The sequence below is a fragment of the Streptomyces sp. NPDC090021 genome, assembly GCF_044748225.1.
Lineage (GTDB): Bacteria > Actinomycetota > Actinomycetes > Streptomycetales > Streptomycetaceae > Streptomyces.
Genome location: NZ_JBIVFO010000020.1, coordinates 91,068 through 105,635 on the forward strand (window position 1 = coordinate 91,068; position 14,568 = coordinate 105,635).

The following is a 14,568-nucleotide window of genomic DNA, read 5'->3' on the forward strand; positions in this document are numbered from 1 at the left end:
TCATTTGGCTGAACGTGTTCAGAAATCGGCGTAGGCTTCCTTCCATGAGCGAGAGAAACGCCCTTGAGCGGCGGATCCGTGCCTGGTTGATCCTCTTCGTCGTATGCCTGGTACTCAGCGGCCTCACGGCCTTCCCGCTGGTCAGCGAACTCCGCTGGTCCAACGCCCTCATCGACAACGCATGGCTGCGACGCGTGGGCGACGGGCTGGACCGGGCCGATGCCGAATACCCCTTCCTCCTGTACGGCACCGACTGGCTCGCCTTCGCCCACCTCGTGATAGCCGTCTTCTTCTACGGCGTGTACCGCGACCCCGTCCGGAACATCTGGATCGTCGAAGCCGGCATGATCGCCTGCGCCGGGGTGGTCCCCCTGGCACTGATCTGCGGCCCCATCCGCGGCATCCCCTTCTGGTGGAGCGTCATCGACATCTCGTTCGGCGTCTTCGGGGTGATCCCCCTGCTGATCCTGCGCCGCATGATCAAACGGCTGGAGACCGAGACCGCCGCTGCTTCGTGAACGCCGCCATGACGATGCCGGGGGCCCGGGCCCCGCGCAGCCGCCGGACCGGACGGCCCGGCGCGGGTGTCACCGGCCGAACTCGGCCCGTACGGCCGTCAGCGCGTCCACCCGGTTCGTGGTGATCGCGTCGGCCCCCGCCGCGATGAGGCCCTTCATCGTCCGCCTGGTGTCGGCGGTCCACGCCGACACCAGCAGGCCGTCGCGGTGCAGCGCGTCCACCAGCTCCCGGCTCACCAGCCCGAAGCGGTAGTTGAGCCAGCGGGGTGCCACCGCGTCGATCAGCACCCGCCGGGGCGGTGACAGCGTGGTCCAGGTCAGCGCGATCTCCGCGCCGGGGTCGACCGCGCGCAGTGCCAGCATCGAGCCCGGTCCCGCGCAGTAGAACGTGCGCTCGCGGGCACCGCACTCCCGGACCAGGCCCACGACGGTGCGGACCGCCTCGGGCGTGGCACCCGGGAGGTCGAGCATCAGCCGGCCGTCCCCGGCCGTCACCAGCGCCTCCCGCAACGTCGGAACGGCGCCGTGCGTCAGCTCCTTGAGCTGTGCGGCCGAGACCTCGTCGAGCCGCACGTCGTGGTTCCACAGCCGCTGGAGCGACTCGTCGTGCAGGAGGACCGGCACCCCGTCACGGGTCAGCCGCACGTCGACCTCGACCGCGTCCGCCCCGCGGGCGAAGGCGGAGCGGATCGAGGGCAGGGTGTTCTCACGGACACGGTAGGGATCGCCGCGGTGGCCGACGGCTGTCAGGGTGCGCATGGCCCCATTCTCGGGGGGACTTCAGCGCGCGAGCCATTGCTCGGTGTACGTGTCGATCTCCGCGTTGAGCTTCGCCTTGCCGTCCGGGTCCAGGAAGGAGGCCTCGACGGCGTTCTTGGCGAGCCGGGCGAGCCCGCGCTCGTCGAGGTCGAGGAGGCGGGCGGCCACCGCGTACTCGTTGTTGAGGTCGGAGCCGAACATCGGTGGGTCGTCGCTGTTGATGGTGACGAGCACGCCCGCCGCGACCATCTCCTTGACCGGGTGCCGGTCGAGGTCGGTCACCGCGCGGGTGGCGATGTTCGAGGTCGGGCAGACCTCCAGCGCGATGCGGTGTTCGGCGAGGTACGCGAGCAGCTCCGGGTCCTGGACGGAGCTCGTGCCGTGGCCGATGCGCTCGGCGCCCAGCTCGCGGATGGCGTCCCAGACGGTCTCCGGACCCGTGGTCTCGCCCGCGTGCGGGACGCTGCGCAGGCCGGCGGCCCGGGCGGCGTCGAAGTACGGCTTGAACTGCGGGCGCGGGACGCCGATCTCGGGTCCGCCCAGGCCGAAGGAGACCAGGCCCTCGGGGCGCAGGTCGACGGCGAGCCGCGCGGTCTCGGCGGCGGCCTCCAGCCCGGCCTCGCCGGGGATGTCGAAGCACCAGCGCAGGATGACGCCGAGTTCCTGCTCGGCGGCCTTGCGGGCGTCCTCGATGGCCTCCATGAAGGCCTTCTCGTCGATGCCGCGGCGGGTGGAGGAGTACGGCGTGATGGTCAGCTCGGCGTAGCGGATGTTCTGCCGGGCCATGTCACGGGCGACCTCGAAGGTCAGCAGCCGCACGTCCTCGGGGGTGCGGACGAGGTCGACGACCGACAGGTAGACCTCGATGAAGTGGGCGAAGTCGGTGAAGGTGAAGTAGTCGGCGAGGGCCTCGGGGTCCGTGGGGACCTTGGAGTCGGGGTGCCGGGCCGCGAGCTCGGCCACGATGCGCGGGGAGGCGGAGCCGACGTGGTGGACGTGGAGTTCGGCCTTCGGCAGCCCCGCGATGAAGGGGTGCAGGTCGGTCATGGGGAGTGCCTCCGGATGACGGGGTGCGGGTGGGTCGGCCTCATCGTAGGCACGGCCGTGACGGTCGGTGGCAGCGCTTAGCATGGCTGTACGAGAGAGGGGGGCTCCGTAATGACCGACAGCAGTCCCGAGCCGCGGGACCCGTGGGCGCCGCCGGAGCGGCCGGCGGTGGACCTGGGCAAAACACAGGGGGCGACGCGCGGCACGCCGGGCGTGGCGGGTCCGGCGTCCGTGCACGACCAGCCGACGCTCGCCGGCATGCCGGGCGACCAGGCGACTCCCGCCGCCCCGACAGGGCCCGCGCCCGACGGCGGGCCGGGTGCCGCCACGCCCGCGCCGCACGCGCCGCCCACGCCCGTACCCGGACCGGCCTCCGCGGCGTACGGCTATCCGACGGCGCAGCCCGGCTACGGGTATCCGGGCGATGCCGGGTACCCCGGGTACCCCGCCCAGCAGGGGTACCCGTTCCCCGGCGCGTACCCGCCGTACGGGCGGCAGCCCAGCAACGGCTTCGGCGTCACCTCGCTCGTCCTCGGCATCCTCGCCGTGGTCGGCTGCATCACCAGCTTCATAGCGGTCGCCCTCGGAATCGGCGCCGTCGTCTTCGGCGCCCTGGGCAAGGGCAAGGCCAACCGCGGCGAGGCCGACAACGGCGGGATGGCCCTGGCCGGCATCATCCTGGGCGCGATCGGTATCGTGCTGGGGCTGTTGATGCTGGTCGCCATGTTCGCCCCGTTCCTCGACGGGGAATGGGACGACAGCCCGCGCTACGAGAGCCCGTATTCGGACTCACGGCTTCACGAACGAGTCTGAAGCCATGGCCAGTCGGCGTTCCGGCCGGCCTCGATGAGCGACACCATCCGGAACGCCGCGTCCGTGAGCCCGCCGAAGGTGTGCCGGTGCGCGGTGCCGGAGGGTGCGTGCCCCACCCGGTAGCCGGCCAGGTTCCAGGTGTACACGGGCACCTCGGACGGCACGAGCTCCGCCGGATCCCCGGTGCGGCCGTAGGGCGCGGCCTGCTCGTCCGTCACGATCAACACCCGGTCGTGGTCCCGGTAGTGCTTCTTCACGGCCTGGGCCGTGCAGGTGCCCCCGAGGTGCCCGAACCGTTCGAGCACCTTCAGCACGGACTCGCCCCGGGCGTGGGGGACCGCCTCACTGGTTGTGCCGAACTGCACGAGGTCGGCCCGCTCCGCCCGCAGCGCCAGCGCCGCCCCGAAGACGGCCGCGGCGTCGGCCCGGTTGAGCCGGGAGCGGTCCGACAGCGGGGACCACATCGATCCGGAGCGGTCGACGAGGACCAGCGTGCGGCCGGGCAGCGCCGGTACGTTCGCCAGCGAGTGGCCGAGCGCCCGCTCCAGCGGGTACGCCCAGCGCAGCGAGGGCGCGTGCTGGTACGCGGCCAGGTAGCGGAAGGGGAACTGCCGGGACCGGGCGACGGCCTCCGGATCGGAGATCTTCGCCGCGACCTGTGCGGCCACCGCGTCCGAGATCCCGGCCTCGTCGAAGTTGCGCAGGTTGCGCAGCAGCGCCATCGCCCCCATGGACGGGATGACCGCCTCCCAGGCGGCCGCGTCCAGCGGCCCCTGCAGCCAGCCGGCCAGCGCCTCCCAGGTCATGCCCGCCGCCGCGAGCCGCTCCGCGCCGTCCGGGGCGAGCACCACACCGCGCCGGTCGGGGACCGGCAGCTCCATCAGAGCCCGGTGCGCCGCGAGGGTGCGGTTGCCCGCGGGGACCTGCGCGCTCTGCGGGTTGTGCCTGCGGTCCAGGGCGTAGCGGAACAGCTCGCCCTGCCAGGGCCGGTCCGGGTCGGGGGAGGCGTGCACGAGGTTGAGGACGTCACCGAAGCGGTAGGCCTTGGAGTCGGTGTCGTACTTCAGCAGCGAGGTGCCGCAATAGAGCCGGCGCACGGCGTCGGCGATCCCGCGCTTGACGGGCTTGGGTACGTTCCGCCCGTACGTGGCCGTCCAGTAGGCGAGCAGCTCACCGGGCTCGTCCGCGCGCCGCAGTACGGAGTCCACGACCTGTCGGTTGGACGGTCCGTCGGTGCCGGTGCCGGTGCCGGTGCCGGTGTCGGTGGCGCCCGCGTCGAGCCTGGCCCTCACGTACTCCGCGGCGCCGACGAGCGAGGCGGTGCGCATGTTCGCCTCCTGGCGCAGCCAGCCCAGCAGACCGGCCGTCCACGCGGGATCCTGCACGGCGAGGGTGCGCACGAGCGCGGCGAAGCGGTCGTCGCGCGCCTGACCGCTCTCGTACGCGGTGCGCTGCGTCACGAAGTTGGCGACGGCGAGCAGGAAGAGTTCGGAGCGTGGATCACGCAGGTGACCCGGACCGCCCTGGGCGGTGCGGGCGCGTCCGGTGGAGCGAACCGGCGAAGTGGGCGCGGCGGGCGCGGACTTGAGCACACGCAGGTTGAAACGAGCCATGTGAATCCCCCCGAATTCGTTGGAAGCGGGGGAGGCGTTGCGTGAGGGAGGCCCGAGATCGGAAGTCGGCGGCGGACTTTTATGCCCGGCGAGCTGCCGGCTGCTCCACCGGCCCGTTCCCCTGCGGGTGACGAGCCGGGTGGGATTCGAACCCACGACCTCCGGGTTCCCAGAAGTAACCGTCGCCTGCGCACCGGGCTTCCCCCACGCGGGCCTCCCGAGATCAAGGTGGCGGCGGCCTGGGATTCTCTGCAAGAGAAGGAGCCGCAGCCTGCGCACCGGGAGGTGCGTGACGTAGGTGTCCAGAGAACAAGGCCGGCGAAACCACATGGTGCTCTGCCAACTGAGCTACACCGGCCCGAAGCCGGTGACGGGACTCGAACCCGCGGCCGCCCGAATAGGAATCGAAGTAGGTCTCGCCTTCGCACCTGGACGAGGAACACGGTAGACGGCCCTCCTCCGGCTCCGCCAGCCGATTACGCCCGGCTCGGACCGTCGTCGTCGGCAGCGCCGCCGCCGCGCAGTCGCTCCCGGGCCTCCATCAGGGCGAAGCCCAGCAGGTTCAGCCCGCGCCAGCGCGCCGGGTCCAGGGCACGCTCGTCGTCGGCCGCCAGCCCGATGCCCCAGATCCGGTCCAGCGGGCTCGCCTCCACCAGCACCCGCTCCCCGGTGCCCAGCAGATAGGACCGCAGCGCCGGGTCCGAGCCGAACTTGTGCACGCTGCCCTCCACGACCAGGGCGAAGCGCTCCCGCTCCCACGTCGCGTCGTCGAAGCCGCGCACGAGCCGGCCGATCTTCTTCGCCTCGGCCGGGCTCTTCGCCGCCACCGCGGCGCGCTCGGCCTCCGGGTCGGCGAACAGCCGGGCCTTCCCGGCCATCATCCAGTGCTCGGCCGTCGCATAACGGACCTCACCGACAGTGAAGGCGGAGGGCCACCACTGGCTCAGGCAGCTCGGCCCGAGCCTGCCGTCGGGCTGCGGCCGGTGCCCCCAGAACGGCAGGTACTTCACCCGCTCACCACGGCTGACCTGCTTGATCAGGTCGTCGATCATCTCCATGCATGCGAGTCTGGCACCCGCCACTGACACTTCGTACGGGATTTTCGGCGTGCCTCGACATATGGTCGACCGATTCCGTCGCGTAATCAAAAGGCAACAACGGAATCACTTGGCCGAGGGCATCACCTCTGCCAGGATCGGCACTCAATTCGAGCTGTAGCTCGAACTGTAGCTACGGAGAGCGTGAGAGCGTGATGGGCAACCGCTTCCAGGTCAAGGACCGCTTCGCAGAGGGCGCGCAGTACATCGACGGACAGCTCCGGGCGGGAACCTCCGGACGGTCACACACCGTGGTCGACCCGGCCACCGGCGAGGAGGTCCTGACCTACGAGCTGGCGGGCACCGCGGACGTCGACGAGGCCGTCGCGGCCGCCCAGCGCGCCTTCCCCGCCTGGTCCGGTGCCACCCCCGGTGAGCGTTCGGACGCCCTGCACCGGCTGGCCGCCGTGCTGGCCGAGCAGGCCGAGGACTTCGCGTACGCCGAGTCGCTCCAGTGCGGCAAGCCGATCAAGCTGTCCACGGAGTTCGACGTACCGGGCACCATCGACAACACCGCCTTCTTCGCGGGCGCGGCCCGGCACCTGCAGGGGCAGGCCGCCGCCGAGTACTCGGGCGACCACACCTCGTACGTGCGCCGTGAGGCCATCGGGGTCGTCGGCTCCATCGCCCCCTGGAACTACCCGCTCCAGATGGCCGCCTGGAAGATCCTCCCGGCGATCGCGGCGGGCAACACCATCGTGCTCAAGCCCGCCGAGCTCACCCCGCTGACCTCCCTGATGTTCGCCCAGGCGGCCAAGGAGGCGGGCCTGCCCGACGGCGTGATCAACATCGTCACCGGCGCCGGCCGCGACGCCGGGGAGCACCTCGTGGGCCACCCCGACGTGGTGATGACCTCCTTCACCGGCTCCACCGCCGTCGGCAGGCGGGTCGCGGAGATCGCCACCGCCACCGTCAAGCGCCTGCACCTGGAGCTCGGCGGCAAGGCCCCCTTCCTCGTTTTCGACGACGCCGACCTGGAGGCCGCCGCGCACGGCGCCGTCGCCGCCTCCCTGATCAACACCGGCCAGGACTGCACCGCCGCGACCCGCGCCTACGTACAGCGTCCCCTGCACGACGCCTTCGTCGCCCGGGTCGCCGCGCTGATGGAGACCGTCCGCCTCGGCGACCCGTTCGCGCCCGGCACCGACCTCGGCCCGCTGGTCTCGCACGCCCAGCGCGACCGTGTCGCCGGCTTCGTCGAGCGCGCCCGCGGCTACGCCACCGTCGTCACCGGCGGCGAGGCCCCGGGCGGCGAACTCGCCGACGGGGCGTACTACCGGCCCACCCTGATCAGCGGCGCCGCCCAGGACAGCGAGGTGGTCCAGTCGGAGATCTTCGGCCCCGTCCTCGTGGTGCTGCCCTTCGACAGCGACGACGAGGGCATCGCGCTGGCCAACGACACCCCGTACGGGCTCGCCGCCTCCGCCTGGAGCCGCGACCTCTACCGGGCGAACCGTGCCACCCGCGAGATCAAGGCGGGCTGCGTGTGGGTCAACGACCACATCCCGATCATCAGCGAGATGCCCCACGGGGGCTACAAGGCGAGCGGCTTCGGGAAGGACATGTCCGCCTACTCCTTCGAGGAGTACACGCAGATCAAGCACGTGATGTACGACAACACCGCGGTGGCCGCGAAGGACTGGCACCGCACGATCTTCGGGGACAGATAGCCGACCACCGCCCGACCAGCGGTACACCTCCCGAAAGGCCACAGCGCATGGAGCAGTTCGAGCCCGGCCGCCTCTCCGCGGCGCAATTCGCCGCGATGCGGCGCAGCCTCACCAGCGGGCGCGGCGCCCTCACCCGCCGCTCGCTGCTGCGCGCCTCCGGAGTCGGAGCGCTCACCCTCGGAGGCCTGTCCACCCTCGCCGGGTGCGGCATCCCTCCCGCCAAGCGGGAGGGCGGCACGGCCGCGGCCTCCGACGACCACTCGGACCGGGAGAAGGAGATCAACTTCTCCAACTGGACCGAGTACATGGACACCAGTGAGGACGAGAAGTCCCGTCCCACGCTGGAGGAGTTCACCAAGCGGACCGGGATCAAGGTCAAGTACACCGAGGACATCAACGACAACGTCGAGTTCTTCGGCAAGGTCAAACCGCAGCTCGCGGCCGGCCAGGACACCGGCCGCGACCTGATCGTCGTCACCGACTGGCTCGCCGCGCGCATCATCCGCCTCGGCTGGGCACAGAAGCTCGACCCCTCGCACCTGCCGCACGCCTACGCCAACCTCTCCCCGCAGTTCCGCAGCCCCGACTGGGACCCGGGCCGCGCGTACAGCTACCCCTGGACCGGCATATCCACCGTCATCGCCTACAACGAGAAGGCGACGGAGGGCAGGAAGGTCGACTCCGTCACCCAGATGCTCGACGACCCCTCCCTCAAGGGCCGGGTCGGCTTCCTGACGGAGATGCGCGACAGCGTCGGCATGACCATGCTCGACCAGGGCAAGAACCCCGCCTCCTTCACGGACGCCGACTTCGACGAGGCGATCGGCCGGCTCCAGAAGGGCGTGGACAAGCGCCAGATCCGGCGTTTCACGGGCAACGACTACACCTCCGACCTCGACAAGGGCGACCTCGCCGCCTGTCTCGCCTGGGCGGGCGACATCATCCAGCTCCAGGCCGGCAACCCGGACATCAAGTTCGCGATCCCCGCCGCCGGCTACATCACCTCCAGCGACAACCTGCTGGTGCCCGCCAAGGCGCGGCACAAGGCCAACGCGGAACGGCTCATCGACTACTACTACGAGCTCCCGGTCGCCGCGCAGCTCGCCGCCTACATCAGCTACGTCTGCCCCGTCGAGGGCGTGGGCGAGGAGCTCGGGAAGATCGATCCCGAGCTCGCGGAGAACACCCTGATCGTCCCGGACAAGGCGATGACCGCCAAGTCCCACGCCTTCCGCTCCCTCACCAGCGAGGAAGAGACGGCGTACGAGGAGAAGTTCGCCAAGCTCATCGGAGCCTGACGCCGGCCCGACGCGCCGGCGGCCACCCCGCGGCGGCCTTCCCCCCTTGACCTCTTCGCCCACCCAACCCCGGGACCCCTCCATGACTGACAAGACCGAAGGCGGCGACGTCCGCCTCTCCGGGATCAGCAAGCACTACGGCACCTTCACCGCCGTGCACCCGCTGGACCTCACCGTCCCCCAGGGCTCCTTCTTCGCCCTGCTCGGCGCCTCCGGCTGCGGCAAGACCACCACCCTGCGCATGATCGCGGGACTGGAGGAGCCCTCCACCGGCACGGTCCACCTCGGCGACCGGGAGGTCACCCACCTGCCGCCGTACAAGCGCCCGGTCAACACGGTCTTCCAGAGCTACGCGCTCTTCCCGCACCTGAGCATCTTCGAGAACATCGCCTTCGGGCTGCGCCGCCGGGGCATCAAGTCGGTCAAGAAGCAGGTCGACGAGATGCTGGAGCTGGTCCAGCTCGGCCAGTTCGCCCAGCGCAAGCCGCACCAGCTCTCCGGTGGCCAGCAGCAGCGCGTCGCCGTCGCCCGCGCCCTGATCAACCACCCCCAGGTGCTGCTCCTCGACGAGCCCCTCGGCGCCCTCGACCTCAAGCTGCGCCGCCAGATGCAGCTGGAGCTCAAGCGGATCCAGACGGAGGTCGGCATCACCTTCGTGCACGTCACGCACGACCAGGAGGAGGCCATGACCATGGCCGACACGGTCGCCGTGATGAACGGTGGCCGCGTCGAGCAGCTGGGCGCCCCCGCCGAGCTCTACGAGAACCCGCGGACCACCTTCGTCGCCAACTTCCTCGGCACCTCCAACCTTATCGAGGCCTCCGTGGAGTCCGCCGGCTCCGATGTCGTCGTCTCGGCCTCCGGCACCACCCTGCGGCTGCCCGCCGCCCGGTGCTCGACCACGCCCCGGACGGGCGGGAAGCTGCTCGTCGGCGTCCGCCCGGAGAAGCTGTCCCTGGTCCCGGCCGAGGAGGAGCAGGCCGTCGCGACCGGCCGCAACAAGATCACCGGTCGCATAGCCGCCTCCTCCTTCATCGGGGTCTCCACCCAGTTCGTGGTCGACAGCCCGGTCTGCCCCGAGCTGGAGGTCTACGTCCAGAACATCGAGCGCGACGCCCGCCTGGTCCCGGGCGCCGAGGTGGTCCTGCACTGGAACCCGGAGCACACCTTCGGCCTCGACGCCGACCAGTCCATGCTGGCGGGGACGACGGGCGACGCGGGCATCGAGACCGTCGAGGAGAGCGCGTGACCGCCACCGCCGCGCCGCCCCAGGCGCCCGCCCCCGCCGGACCCCCCGTCCACCGGCCGTCGACGCGCAAGCGGCTCGTCCCGTACTGGCTGCTGCTCCCCGGCATCCTGTGGCTGCTGGTCTTCTTCGTCCTGCCGATGGTCTACCAGGCCTCCACCTCGGTGCAGACCGGCTCCCTCGAAGAGGGCTACGAGGTCACCTGGCACTTCCGGACCTACTGGGACGCCTTCACCGAGTACCTGCCGCAGTTCCTGCGCTCCCTGCTCTACGCCGGCACCGCCACCGCGCTGTGCCTGCTGCTCGGGTACCCGCTGGCGTACCTGATCGCCTTCCGGGCGGGCCGCTGGCGCAACCTGCTGCTGGTCCTGGTCATCGCGCCGTTCTTCACCAGCTTCCTGATCCGCACGCTGGCCTGGAAGACGATCCTGGCCGACGGCGGCCCGGTGGTCGCCGGCCTCAACGCCGTCGGCTTCCTCGACGTCACCAGCTGGCTCGGCATGACCGAGGGGGACCGGGTCCTGGCCACGCCGCTCGCGGTCGTCTGCGGCCTGACGTACAACTTCCTCCCCTTCATGATCCTGCCGCTGTACTCCTCGCTGGAGCGCATCGACACCCGCCTCCACGAGGCGGCCGGGGACCTGTACGCCCGCCCCTCCACGGTCTTCCGGAAGGTCACCTTCCCGCTCTCCATGCCGGGCGTGGTCTCCGGGACCCTGCTCACCTTCATCCCGGCGAGCGGGGACTACGTGAACGCCGAACTGCTCGGCTCCACGGACACCCGGATGATCGGCAACGTCATCCAGTCGCAGTACCTGCGGATCCTCGACTACCCGACGGCGGCCGCGCTGTCCTTCATTCTCATGGCCATCGTGCTGATCATGGTCACCATCTACATCCGCCGAGCGGGGACGGAGGACCTGGTCTGATGCGCACACCCCTCACCTGGCTGCGACGCAACCTGGTCGTGATCGCCGGCATCGGCACGCTGGCGTACATGATCCTGCCGAACGTCGTCGTCACCGTCTTCTCCTTCAACAACCCCTCCGGGCGCTTCAACTACGCCTGGCAGGAGTTCTCGCTCGACGCGTGGAAGGACCCCTGCGGCGTCGCCGACATGTGCGGGTCTCTCGGGCTCTCGCTCCAGATCGCCCTGTGGTCCACGCTCGTGGCGACCGCCCTCGGTACCGCCGTGGCCTTCGCGCTGGTGCGCTACCGGTTCAGGGCGCGCGGCGCGGTCAACTCGCTGATCTTCCTGCCCATGGCCATGCCGGAGATCGTGATGGCGGCCTCGCTGCTGGCGCTCTTCCTCAACATGGGCATCCGGCTGGGCTTCTGGACGATCCTGATCGCCCACATCATGTTCTGCCTCAGCTTCGTCGTCGCCGCGGTCAAGGCCCGCGTCCTGTCCATGGACCCGCGGCTGGAGGAGGCCGCCCGGGACCTCTACGCGGGCCCGGTGCAGACCTTCGTACGGGTGACCCTGCCCATCGCGGCACCGGGCATCGCGGCGGGTGCGCTGCTCTCCTTCGCGCTCTCGTTCGACGACTTCATCATCACCAACTTCAACTCGGGCAACACCGTCACCTTCCCCATGTTCGTGTGGGGATCGGCCCAGCGCGGTACGCCCGTGCAGATCAACGTCATCGGCACGGCGATGTTCGTCATCGCGGTGCTGGTGGTCCTCGCCGGCCAGACGGTCGGCAACCGCCGCAAGAAGGCACAACCGAAGTAGTTCCGTAGTCCCGTAGGGAGTTGGAAGACATGGCCCCAGTCGCCATGCGTAGTGTTGCGAAATCCCTTTCCGAAGCGAAGCCGGTCTCGTACTGGCTGGACGACCCCGGCAAGCCCGCCCCGCAGCCGGCGCTCACCTCGGACGAGCGCTGCGACCTGCTGGTCGTCGGCGGCGGCTACAGCGGCCTGTGGACCGCGCTGCTCGCCAAGGAGCGCGACCCCGAGCGGGACGTCGTCCTGATCGAGAGCAAGGAGGCGGGCTGGGCCGCCTCCGGCCGCAACGGCGGCTTCTGCGCGGCATCCCTCACCCACGGCCTGGGCAACGGGCTCGCCCGCTGGCCCGGCGAGCTGGCGAAGCTGGAGGAGCTCGGCGCCCGCAACCTGGACGCGATCGAGGAGGCCGTCGCCCGCTACGGCATCGACTGCGACTTCGAGCGGACCGGCGAGATCGACGTCGCCACCGAACCGCACCAGGTCGAGGAGCTGCGCGAACTCCACGAGGAGGCCAAGCGGCTGGGCCTGGCCGGCGGCTCCGAATGGCTCGACGGCGACGCCGTGCGCGCCGAGGTCGACTCCCCGACCTTCCTCGCCGGGCTGTGGGACCGCGACGGCGTCGCCATGCTCAACCCGGCGAAGCTGGCGTGGGGGCTGAAGCAGGCGTGCCTGGACCTCGGGGTGCGGATCTACGAGAACACCCGCGGCCTGAAGCTGGCCCCGGCGGGGCGCGGGATGACCGTGCAGACGCCCTACGGCACGATCCTCGCCCGCCGCGTGGCCCTGGGCACCAACATCTTCCCGTCGCTGGTCCGGCGGATCCGCCCGTTCACCGTCCCGGTCTACGACTACGCGCTGATGAGCGAGCCGCTGGACGAGGCGCAGCTGGCCTCGATCGGCTGGAAGCGGCGGCAGGGCCTGGGCGACAGCGCCAACCAGTTCCACTACTTCCGGATCACCAGGGACAACCGGATCCTGTGGGGCGGCTACGACGCGATCTACCCCTACCGCGGCAAACTCGACTCCGAGTACGACCACCGCCCCGAGACCTACCTCCGGCTCGCGGAGCACTTCTTCACCGCCTTCCCGCAGCTGGAGGGGCTGAGGTTCAGCCACGCGTGGGGCGGCGCGATCGACACCTGCTCGCGCTTCTCCGCCTTCTTCGGCACCGCGCACTCGGGCAAGGTGGCGTACGCGGCCGGGTACACCGGCCTCGGCGTGGGGGCCACCCGCTTCGGCGCGGACGTGATGCTGGACCTGCTCGACGGGCTCTCGACCGAGCGCACCCGGCTGGAGATGGTGAGGTCCAAGCCGATGCCGTTCCCGCCCGAGCCGTTCGCCTGGACCGGGATCGCGCTCACCAAGTGGTCCCTGGCCCGCGCCGACGCGCGGGGCGGGCACCGGAACCTGTGGCTCAGGACGCTGGACAGGTTCGGCCTCGGCTTCGACAGCTGAACCACTCGCGTGCACCACTCGCGTGCCCCGGCGCGCACCTCCCCCTTCGCCGTGTGACCTGATTCACCCGCGCGGGGTGGGGAAACCCGCGTCATGGCCGCGCCCGGCCCCGCTCTCTGCGGGTGAGAACACCTCACCCACAGGGAACGGAGGCCGGGCGATGACGACCCCGGGGGAAAAGGCCGCGGTGGACTGGCTGGTATCGGCGGCGCCCGATCCCGGTGCCTGCCGGACAGAATGGGAGCGCGACCCCCTCGGAGTCGCGCTGCTGCCCGCGGGACGGCTCTGGGACGTGCTGGTCCTGCCGGGGGAGCTGGGGCGGGCCACGCTCGACGTGCTGGAGCCGCTCACCGACCGGCCCGGCCCGGTGCTCGCCGACTTCGGCGCGTCGCGGCTGGGCTTCTTCGTGCCCCCGGGCACCGCCTCCCACTGGATCGGCACGGGCGTACGGGGGGCCGGCCGCGGAGCGTGGATCGTCGTCCCGTACCCGGGCCGGGCGACCGGGGGAGTGCGCTGGGAGGTGCTCCCGGACGGGGAGGGGACCCTCACGGACCCGGTCCTGCTGGAGCTCGCGATGCACGAGGCGGCCGCATGCGCGGCGGTGGGGAAGGTCCGGAGCCCTTGACCGGAGGATTGGTCTGGATCATCTTGGGCGCCGTTGTTCCCGTTCCGCCGGGCGTACTACGGCAGGACCGCCTGACCGCCAGCAGCAGCGGCGTGCACAGCAGCAGGCTGGCCAGCACGTCCAGCGGCCAGTGGAACCCCCGCAGCACCAGCCCGACGGCCGTCGCCCCCGTGAGCACGAGGGCGGCGGCCACCGGCCACCACCGGCCGAGGTGCGGCTGTACGAGCAGGGCCGCGCCCGCGTACGCCACGAAGGCCGTCGCGGTGTGGCCGGAGGGGAAATAGCCGGCGGCCCACGGCTCCAGGGGGCCGGGGCGGGCGGTCCACTCCTTCAACGGGACGACGAGGGCCGGCACCAAGGCCATGGCCAGCACCGCGGCGGCCGCGGCGCGGCGCTCGCCGCGGAGGGCGGCGTACCCGGCGGCGAGGAGCAGCACGGGTAGCGCGACCGGGACGTTGCCGAGGCCGGAGAGGGACTCGCTGACCGCGTCGGGGACGGTGCGCACAAGCGCGGCGCTCAGCCGGGCGTCCCAGGACAGCAACGGGCCCCGCACCAGGACCTGCCAGGCGATCAGGGCGAAGAGGAGCGCGCAGAGGGCGGAGGCGGCCCATGCGCCGAGAAGGGTGGCCGGCCGTCCCGGAACAGGGGGGATGGTTCCGGGACGGCCGCCCGGACCGGGTTGCCGCACGCCCCGGGGGG

General features: G+C 71.2%; 14 protein-coding genes. 9 read left to right on the forward strand and 5 right to left on the reverse strand.

Annotated elements, in window-relative coordinates; translation table 11 throughout:
• Nucleotides 1–44 precede the first annotated feature (44 nt).
• Nucleotides 45–518: a hypothetical protein gene (locus tag ACIPXC_RS18185; protein ID WP_401618823.1), complete on the forward strand. Its 474-nt coding sequence runs from the start codon at nucleotides 45–47 to the stop codon at nucleotides 516–518.
• 69 nt (nucleotides 519–587) lie between these two features.
• On the opposite strand, the gene ACIPXC_RS18190 is transcribed toward ACIPXC_RS18185, so the two are convergent.
• Both ACIPXC_RS18190 and ACIPXC_RS18195 read right to left on the reverse strand, forming a co-directional pair.
• Nucleotides 588–1,277 (reverse strand): glycerophosphodiester phosphodiesterase, encoded by a 690-nt coding sequence (locus ACIPXC_RS18190; RefSeq protein ID WP_401618825.1) that lies wholly within the window; start codon nucleotides 1,275–1,277, stop codon nucleotides 588–590.
• A gap of 21 nt (nucleotides 1,278–1,298) precedes the next feature.
• Nucleotides 1,299–2,324, reverse strand: a complete 1,026-nt coding sequence (locus tag ACIPXC_RS18195) for an adenosine deaminase (RefSeq protein ID WP_401618827.1) — start codon at nucleotides 2,322–2,324, stop codon at nucleotides 1,299–1,301.
• Nucleotides 2,325–2,435: 111 nt separating this feature from the next.
• Here ACIPXC_RS18195 and ACIPXC_RS18200 point away from each other — a divergent pair, with 111 nt between their 5' ends.
• Nucleotides 2,436–3,137 carry a DUF4190 domain-containing protein gene (locus ACIPXC_RS18200; protein WP_401618829.1) on the forward strand — a complete coding sequence of 234 codons (702 nt, stop codon included), beginning with the start codon at nucleotides 2,436–2,438 and terminating at the stop codon, nucleotides 3,135–3,137.
• Here the strand turns inward: ACIPXC_RS18200 and ACIPXC_RS18205 are convergent.
• Nucleotides 3,122–4,750 (reverse strand): TROVE domain-containing protein, encoded by a 1,629-nt coding sequence (locus tag ACIPXC_RS18205; protein ID WP_401618832.1) that lies wholly within the window; start codon nucleotides 4,748–4,750, stop codon nucleotides 3,122–3,124. The two genes, ACIPXC_RS18200 and ACIPXC_RS18205, sit on opposite strands and share 16 nt — an antisense overlap.
• Before the next feature lie 476 nt (nucleotides 4,751–5,226).
• Nucleotides 5,227–5,808 carry an NADAR family protein gene (locus tag ACIPXC_RS18210; protein WP_401618834.1) on the reverse strand — a complete coding sequence of 194 codons (582 nt, stop codon included), beginning with the start codon at nucleotides 5,806–5,808 and terminating at the stop codon, nucleotides 5,227–5,229.
• A gap of 194 nt (nucleotides 5,809–6,002) precedes the next feature.
• On the opposite strand from ACIPXC_RS18210, the gene ACIPXC_RS18215 reads away from it, so the two are divergent.
• The 7 genes from ACIPXC_RS18215 (at nucleotide 6,003) to ACIPXC_RS18245 (ending at nucleotide 13,869) form a co-directional block, all read left to right on the forward strand.
• Nucleotides 6,003–7,517 (forward strand): gamma-aminobutyraldehyde dehydrogenase, encoded by a 1,515-nt coding sequence (locus ACIPXC_RS18215; RefSeq protein ID WP_401618919.1) that lies wholly within the window; start codon nucleotides 6,003–6,005, stop codon nucleotides 7,515–7,517.
• A 47-nt stretch (nucleotides 7,518–7,564) separates the two neighbouring features.
• Nucleotides 7,565–8,815 carry a spermidine/putrescine ABC transporter substrate-binding protein gene (locus tag ACIPXC_RS18220; protein WP_401618837.1) on the forward strand — a complete coding sequence of 417 codons (1,251 nt, stop codon included), beginning with the start codon at nucleotides 7,565–7,567 and terminating at the stop codon, nucleotides 8,813–8,815.
• A gap of 82 nt (nucleotides 8,816–8,897) precedes the next feature.
• The gene (locus ACIPXC_RS18225; protein ID WP_401618840.1) at nucleotides 8,898–10,064 is read left to right on the forward strand and encodes an ABC transporter ATP-binding protein; all 1,167 of its coding nucleotides are present in this window, start codon (nucleotides 8,898–8,900) and stop codon (nucleotides 10,062–10,064) included.
• Nucleotides 10,061–10,990: an ABC transporter permease gene (locus tag ACIPXC_RS18230; RefSeq protein ID WP_401618843.1), complete on the forward strand. Its 930-nt coding sequence runs from the start codon at nucleotides 10,061–10,063 to the stop codon at nucleotides 10,988–10,990. Before ACIPXC_RS18225 ends, ACIPXC_RS18230 begins: the two co-directional genes overlap by 4 nt.
• A complete protein-coding gene (locus ACIPXC_RS18235; protein WP_401618845.1) occupies nucleotides 10,990–11,796 on the forward strand; it encodes an ABC transporter permease in 807 nt (268 codons plus the stop codon). The genes ACIPXC_RS18230 and ACIPXC_RS18235 overlap by 1 nt, the downstream gene beginning before the upstream one ends.
• A gap of 29 nt (nucleotides 11,797–11,825) precedes the next feature.
• The gene (locus ACIPXC_RS18240; RefSeq protein WP_401618848.1) at nucleotides 11,826–13,244 is read left to right on the forward strand and encodes an NAD(P)/FAD-dependent oxidoreductase; all 1,419 of its coding nucleotides are present in this window, start codon (nucleotides 11,826–11,828) and stop codon (nucleotides 13,242–13,244) included.
• 160 nt (nucleotides 13,245–13,404) lie between these two features.
• The gene (locus ACIPXC_RS18245; protein ID WP_401618850.1) at nucleotides 13,405–13,869 is read left to right on the forward strand and encodes a hypothetical protein; all 465 of its coding nucleotides are present in this window, start codon (nucleotides 13,405–13,407) and stop codon (nucleotides 13,867–13,869) included.
• On the opposite strand, the gene ACIPXC_RS18250 is transcribed toward ACIPXC_RS18245, so the two are convergent.
• A complete protein-coding gene (locus ACIPXC_RS18250) occupies nucleotides 13,790–14,557 on the reverse strand; it encodes a phosphatase PAP2 family protein (RefSeq protein ID WP_401618852.1) in 768 nt (255 codons plus the stop codon). The genes ACIPXC_RS18245 and ACIPXC_RS18250 overlap by 80 nt on opposite strands.
• Nucleotides 14,558–14,568: the final 11 nt, after the last annotated feature.

What these genes read in the sequence shown, in the direction of transcription:
- ACIPXC_RS18185 (WP_401618823.1), top strand. Translation starts at nt 45, where the DNA reads ATGAGCGAGAGAAACGCCCTTGAGCGGCGGATCCGTGCCTGGTTGATC.
- ACIPXC_RS18190 (WP_401618825.1), bottom strand. Translation starts at nt 1,277, where the DNA reads ATGCGCACCCTGACAGCCGTCGGCCACCGCGGCGATCCCTACCGTGTC.
- ACIPXC_RS18195 (WP_401618827.1), bottom strand. Translation starts at nt 2,324, where the DNA reads ATGACCGACCTGCACCCCTTCATCGCGGGGCTGCCGAAGGCCGAACTC.
- ACIPXC_RS18200 (WP_401618829.1), top strand. Translation starts at nt 2,436, where the DNA reads ATGACCGACAGCAGTCCCGAGCCGCGGGACCCGTGGGCGCCGCCGGAG.
- ACIPXC_RS18205 (WP_401618832.1), bottom strand. Translation starts at nt 4,750, where the DNA reads ATGGCTCGTTTCAACCTGCGTGTGCTCAAGTCCGCGCCCGCCGCGCCC.
- ACIPXC_RS18210 (WP_401618834.1), bottom strand. Translation starts at nt 5,808, where the DNA reads ATGGAGATGATCGACGACCTGATCAAGCAGGTCAGCCGTGGTGAGCGG.
- ACIPXC_RS18215 (WP_401618919.1), top strand. Translation starts at nt 6,003, where the DNA reads ATGGGCAACCGCTTCCAGGTCAAGGACCGCTTCGCAGAGGGCGCGCAG.
- ACIPXC_RS18220 (WP_401618837.1), top strand. Translation starts at nt 7,565, where the DNA reads ATGGAGCAGTTCGAGCCCGGCCGCCTCTCCGCGGCGCAATTCGCCGCG.
- ACIPXC_RS18225 (WP_401618840.1), top strand. Translation starts at nt 8,898, where the DNA reads ATGACTGACAAGACCGAAGGCGGCGACGTCCGCCTCTCCGGGATCAGC.
- ACIPXC_RS18235 (WP_401618845.1), top strand. Translation starts at nt 10,990, where the DNA reads ATGCGCACACCCCTCACCTGGCTGCGACGCAACCTGGTCGTGATCGCC.
- ACIPXC_RS18240 (WP_401618848.1), top strand. Translation starts at nt 11,826, where the DNA reads ATGGCCCCAGTCGCCATGCGTAGTGTTGCGAAATCCCTTTCCGAAGCG.
- ACIPXC_RS18245 (WP_401618850.1), top strand. Translation starts at nt 13,405, where the DNA reads ATGACGACCCCGGGGGAAAAGGCCGCGGTGGACTGGCTGGTATCGGCG.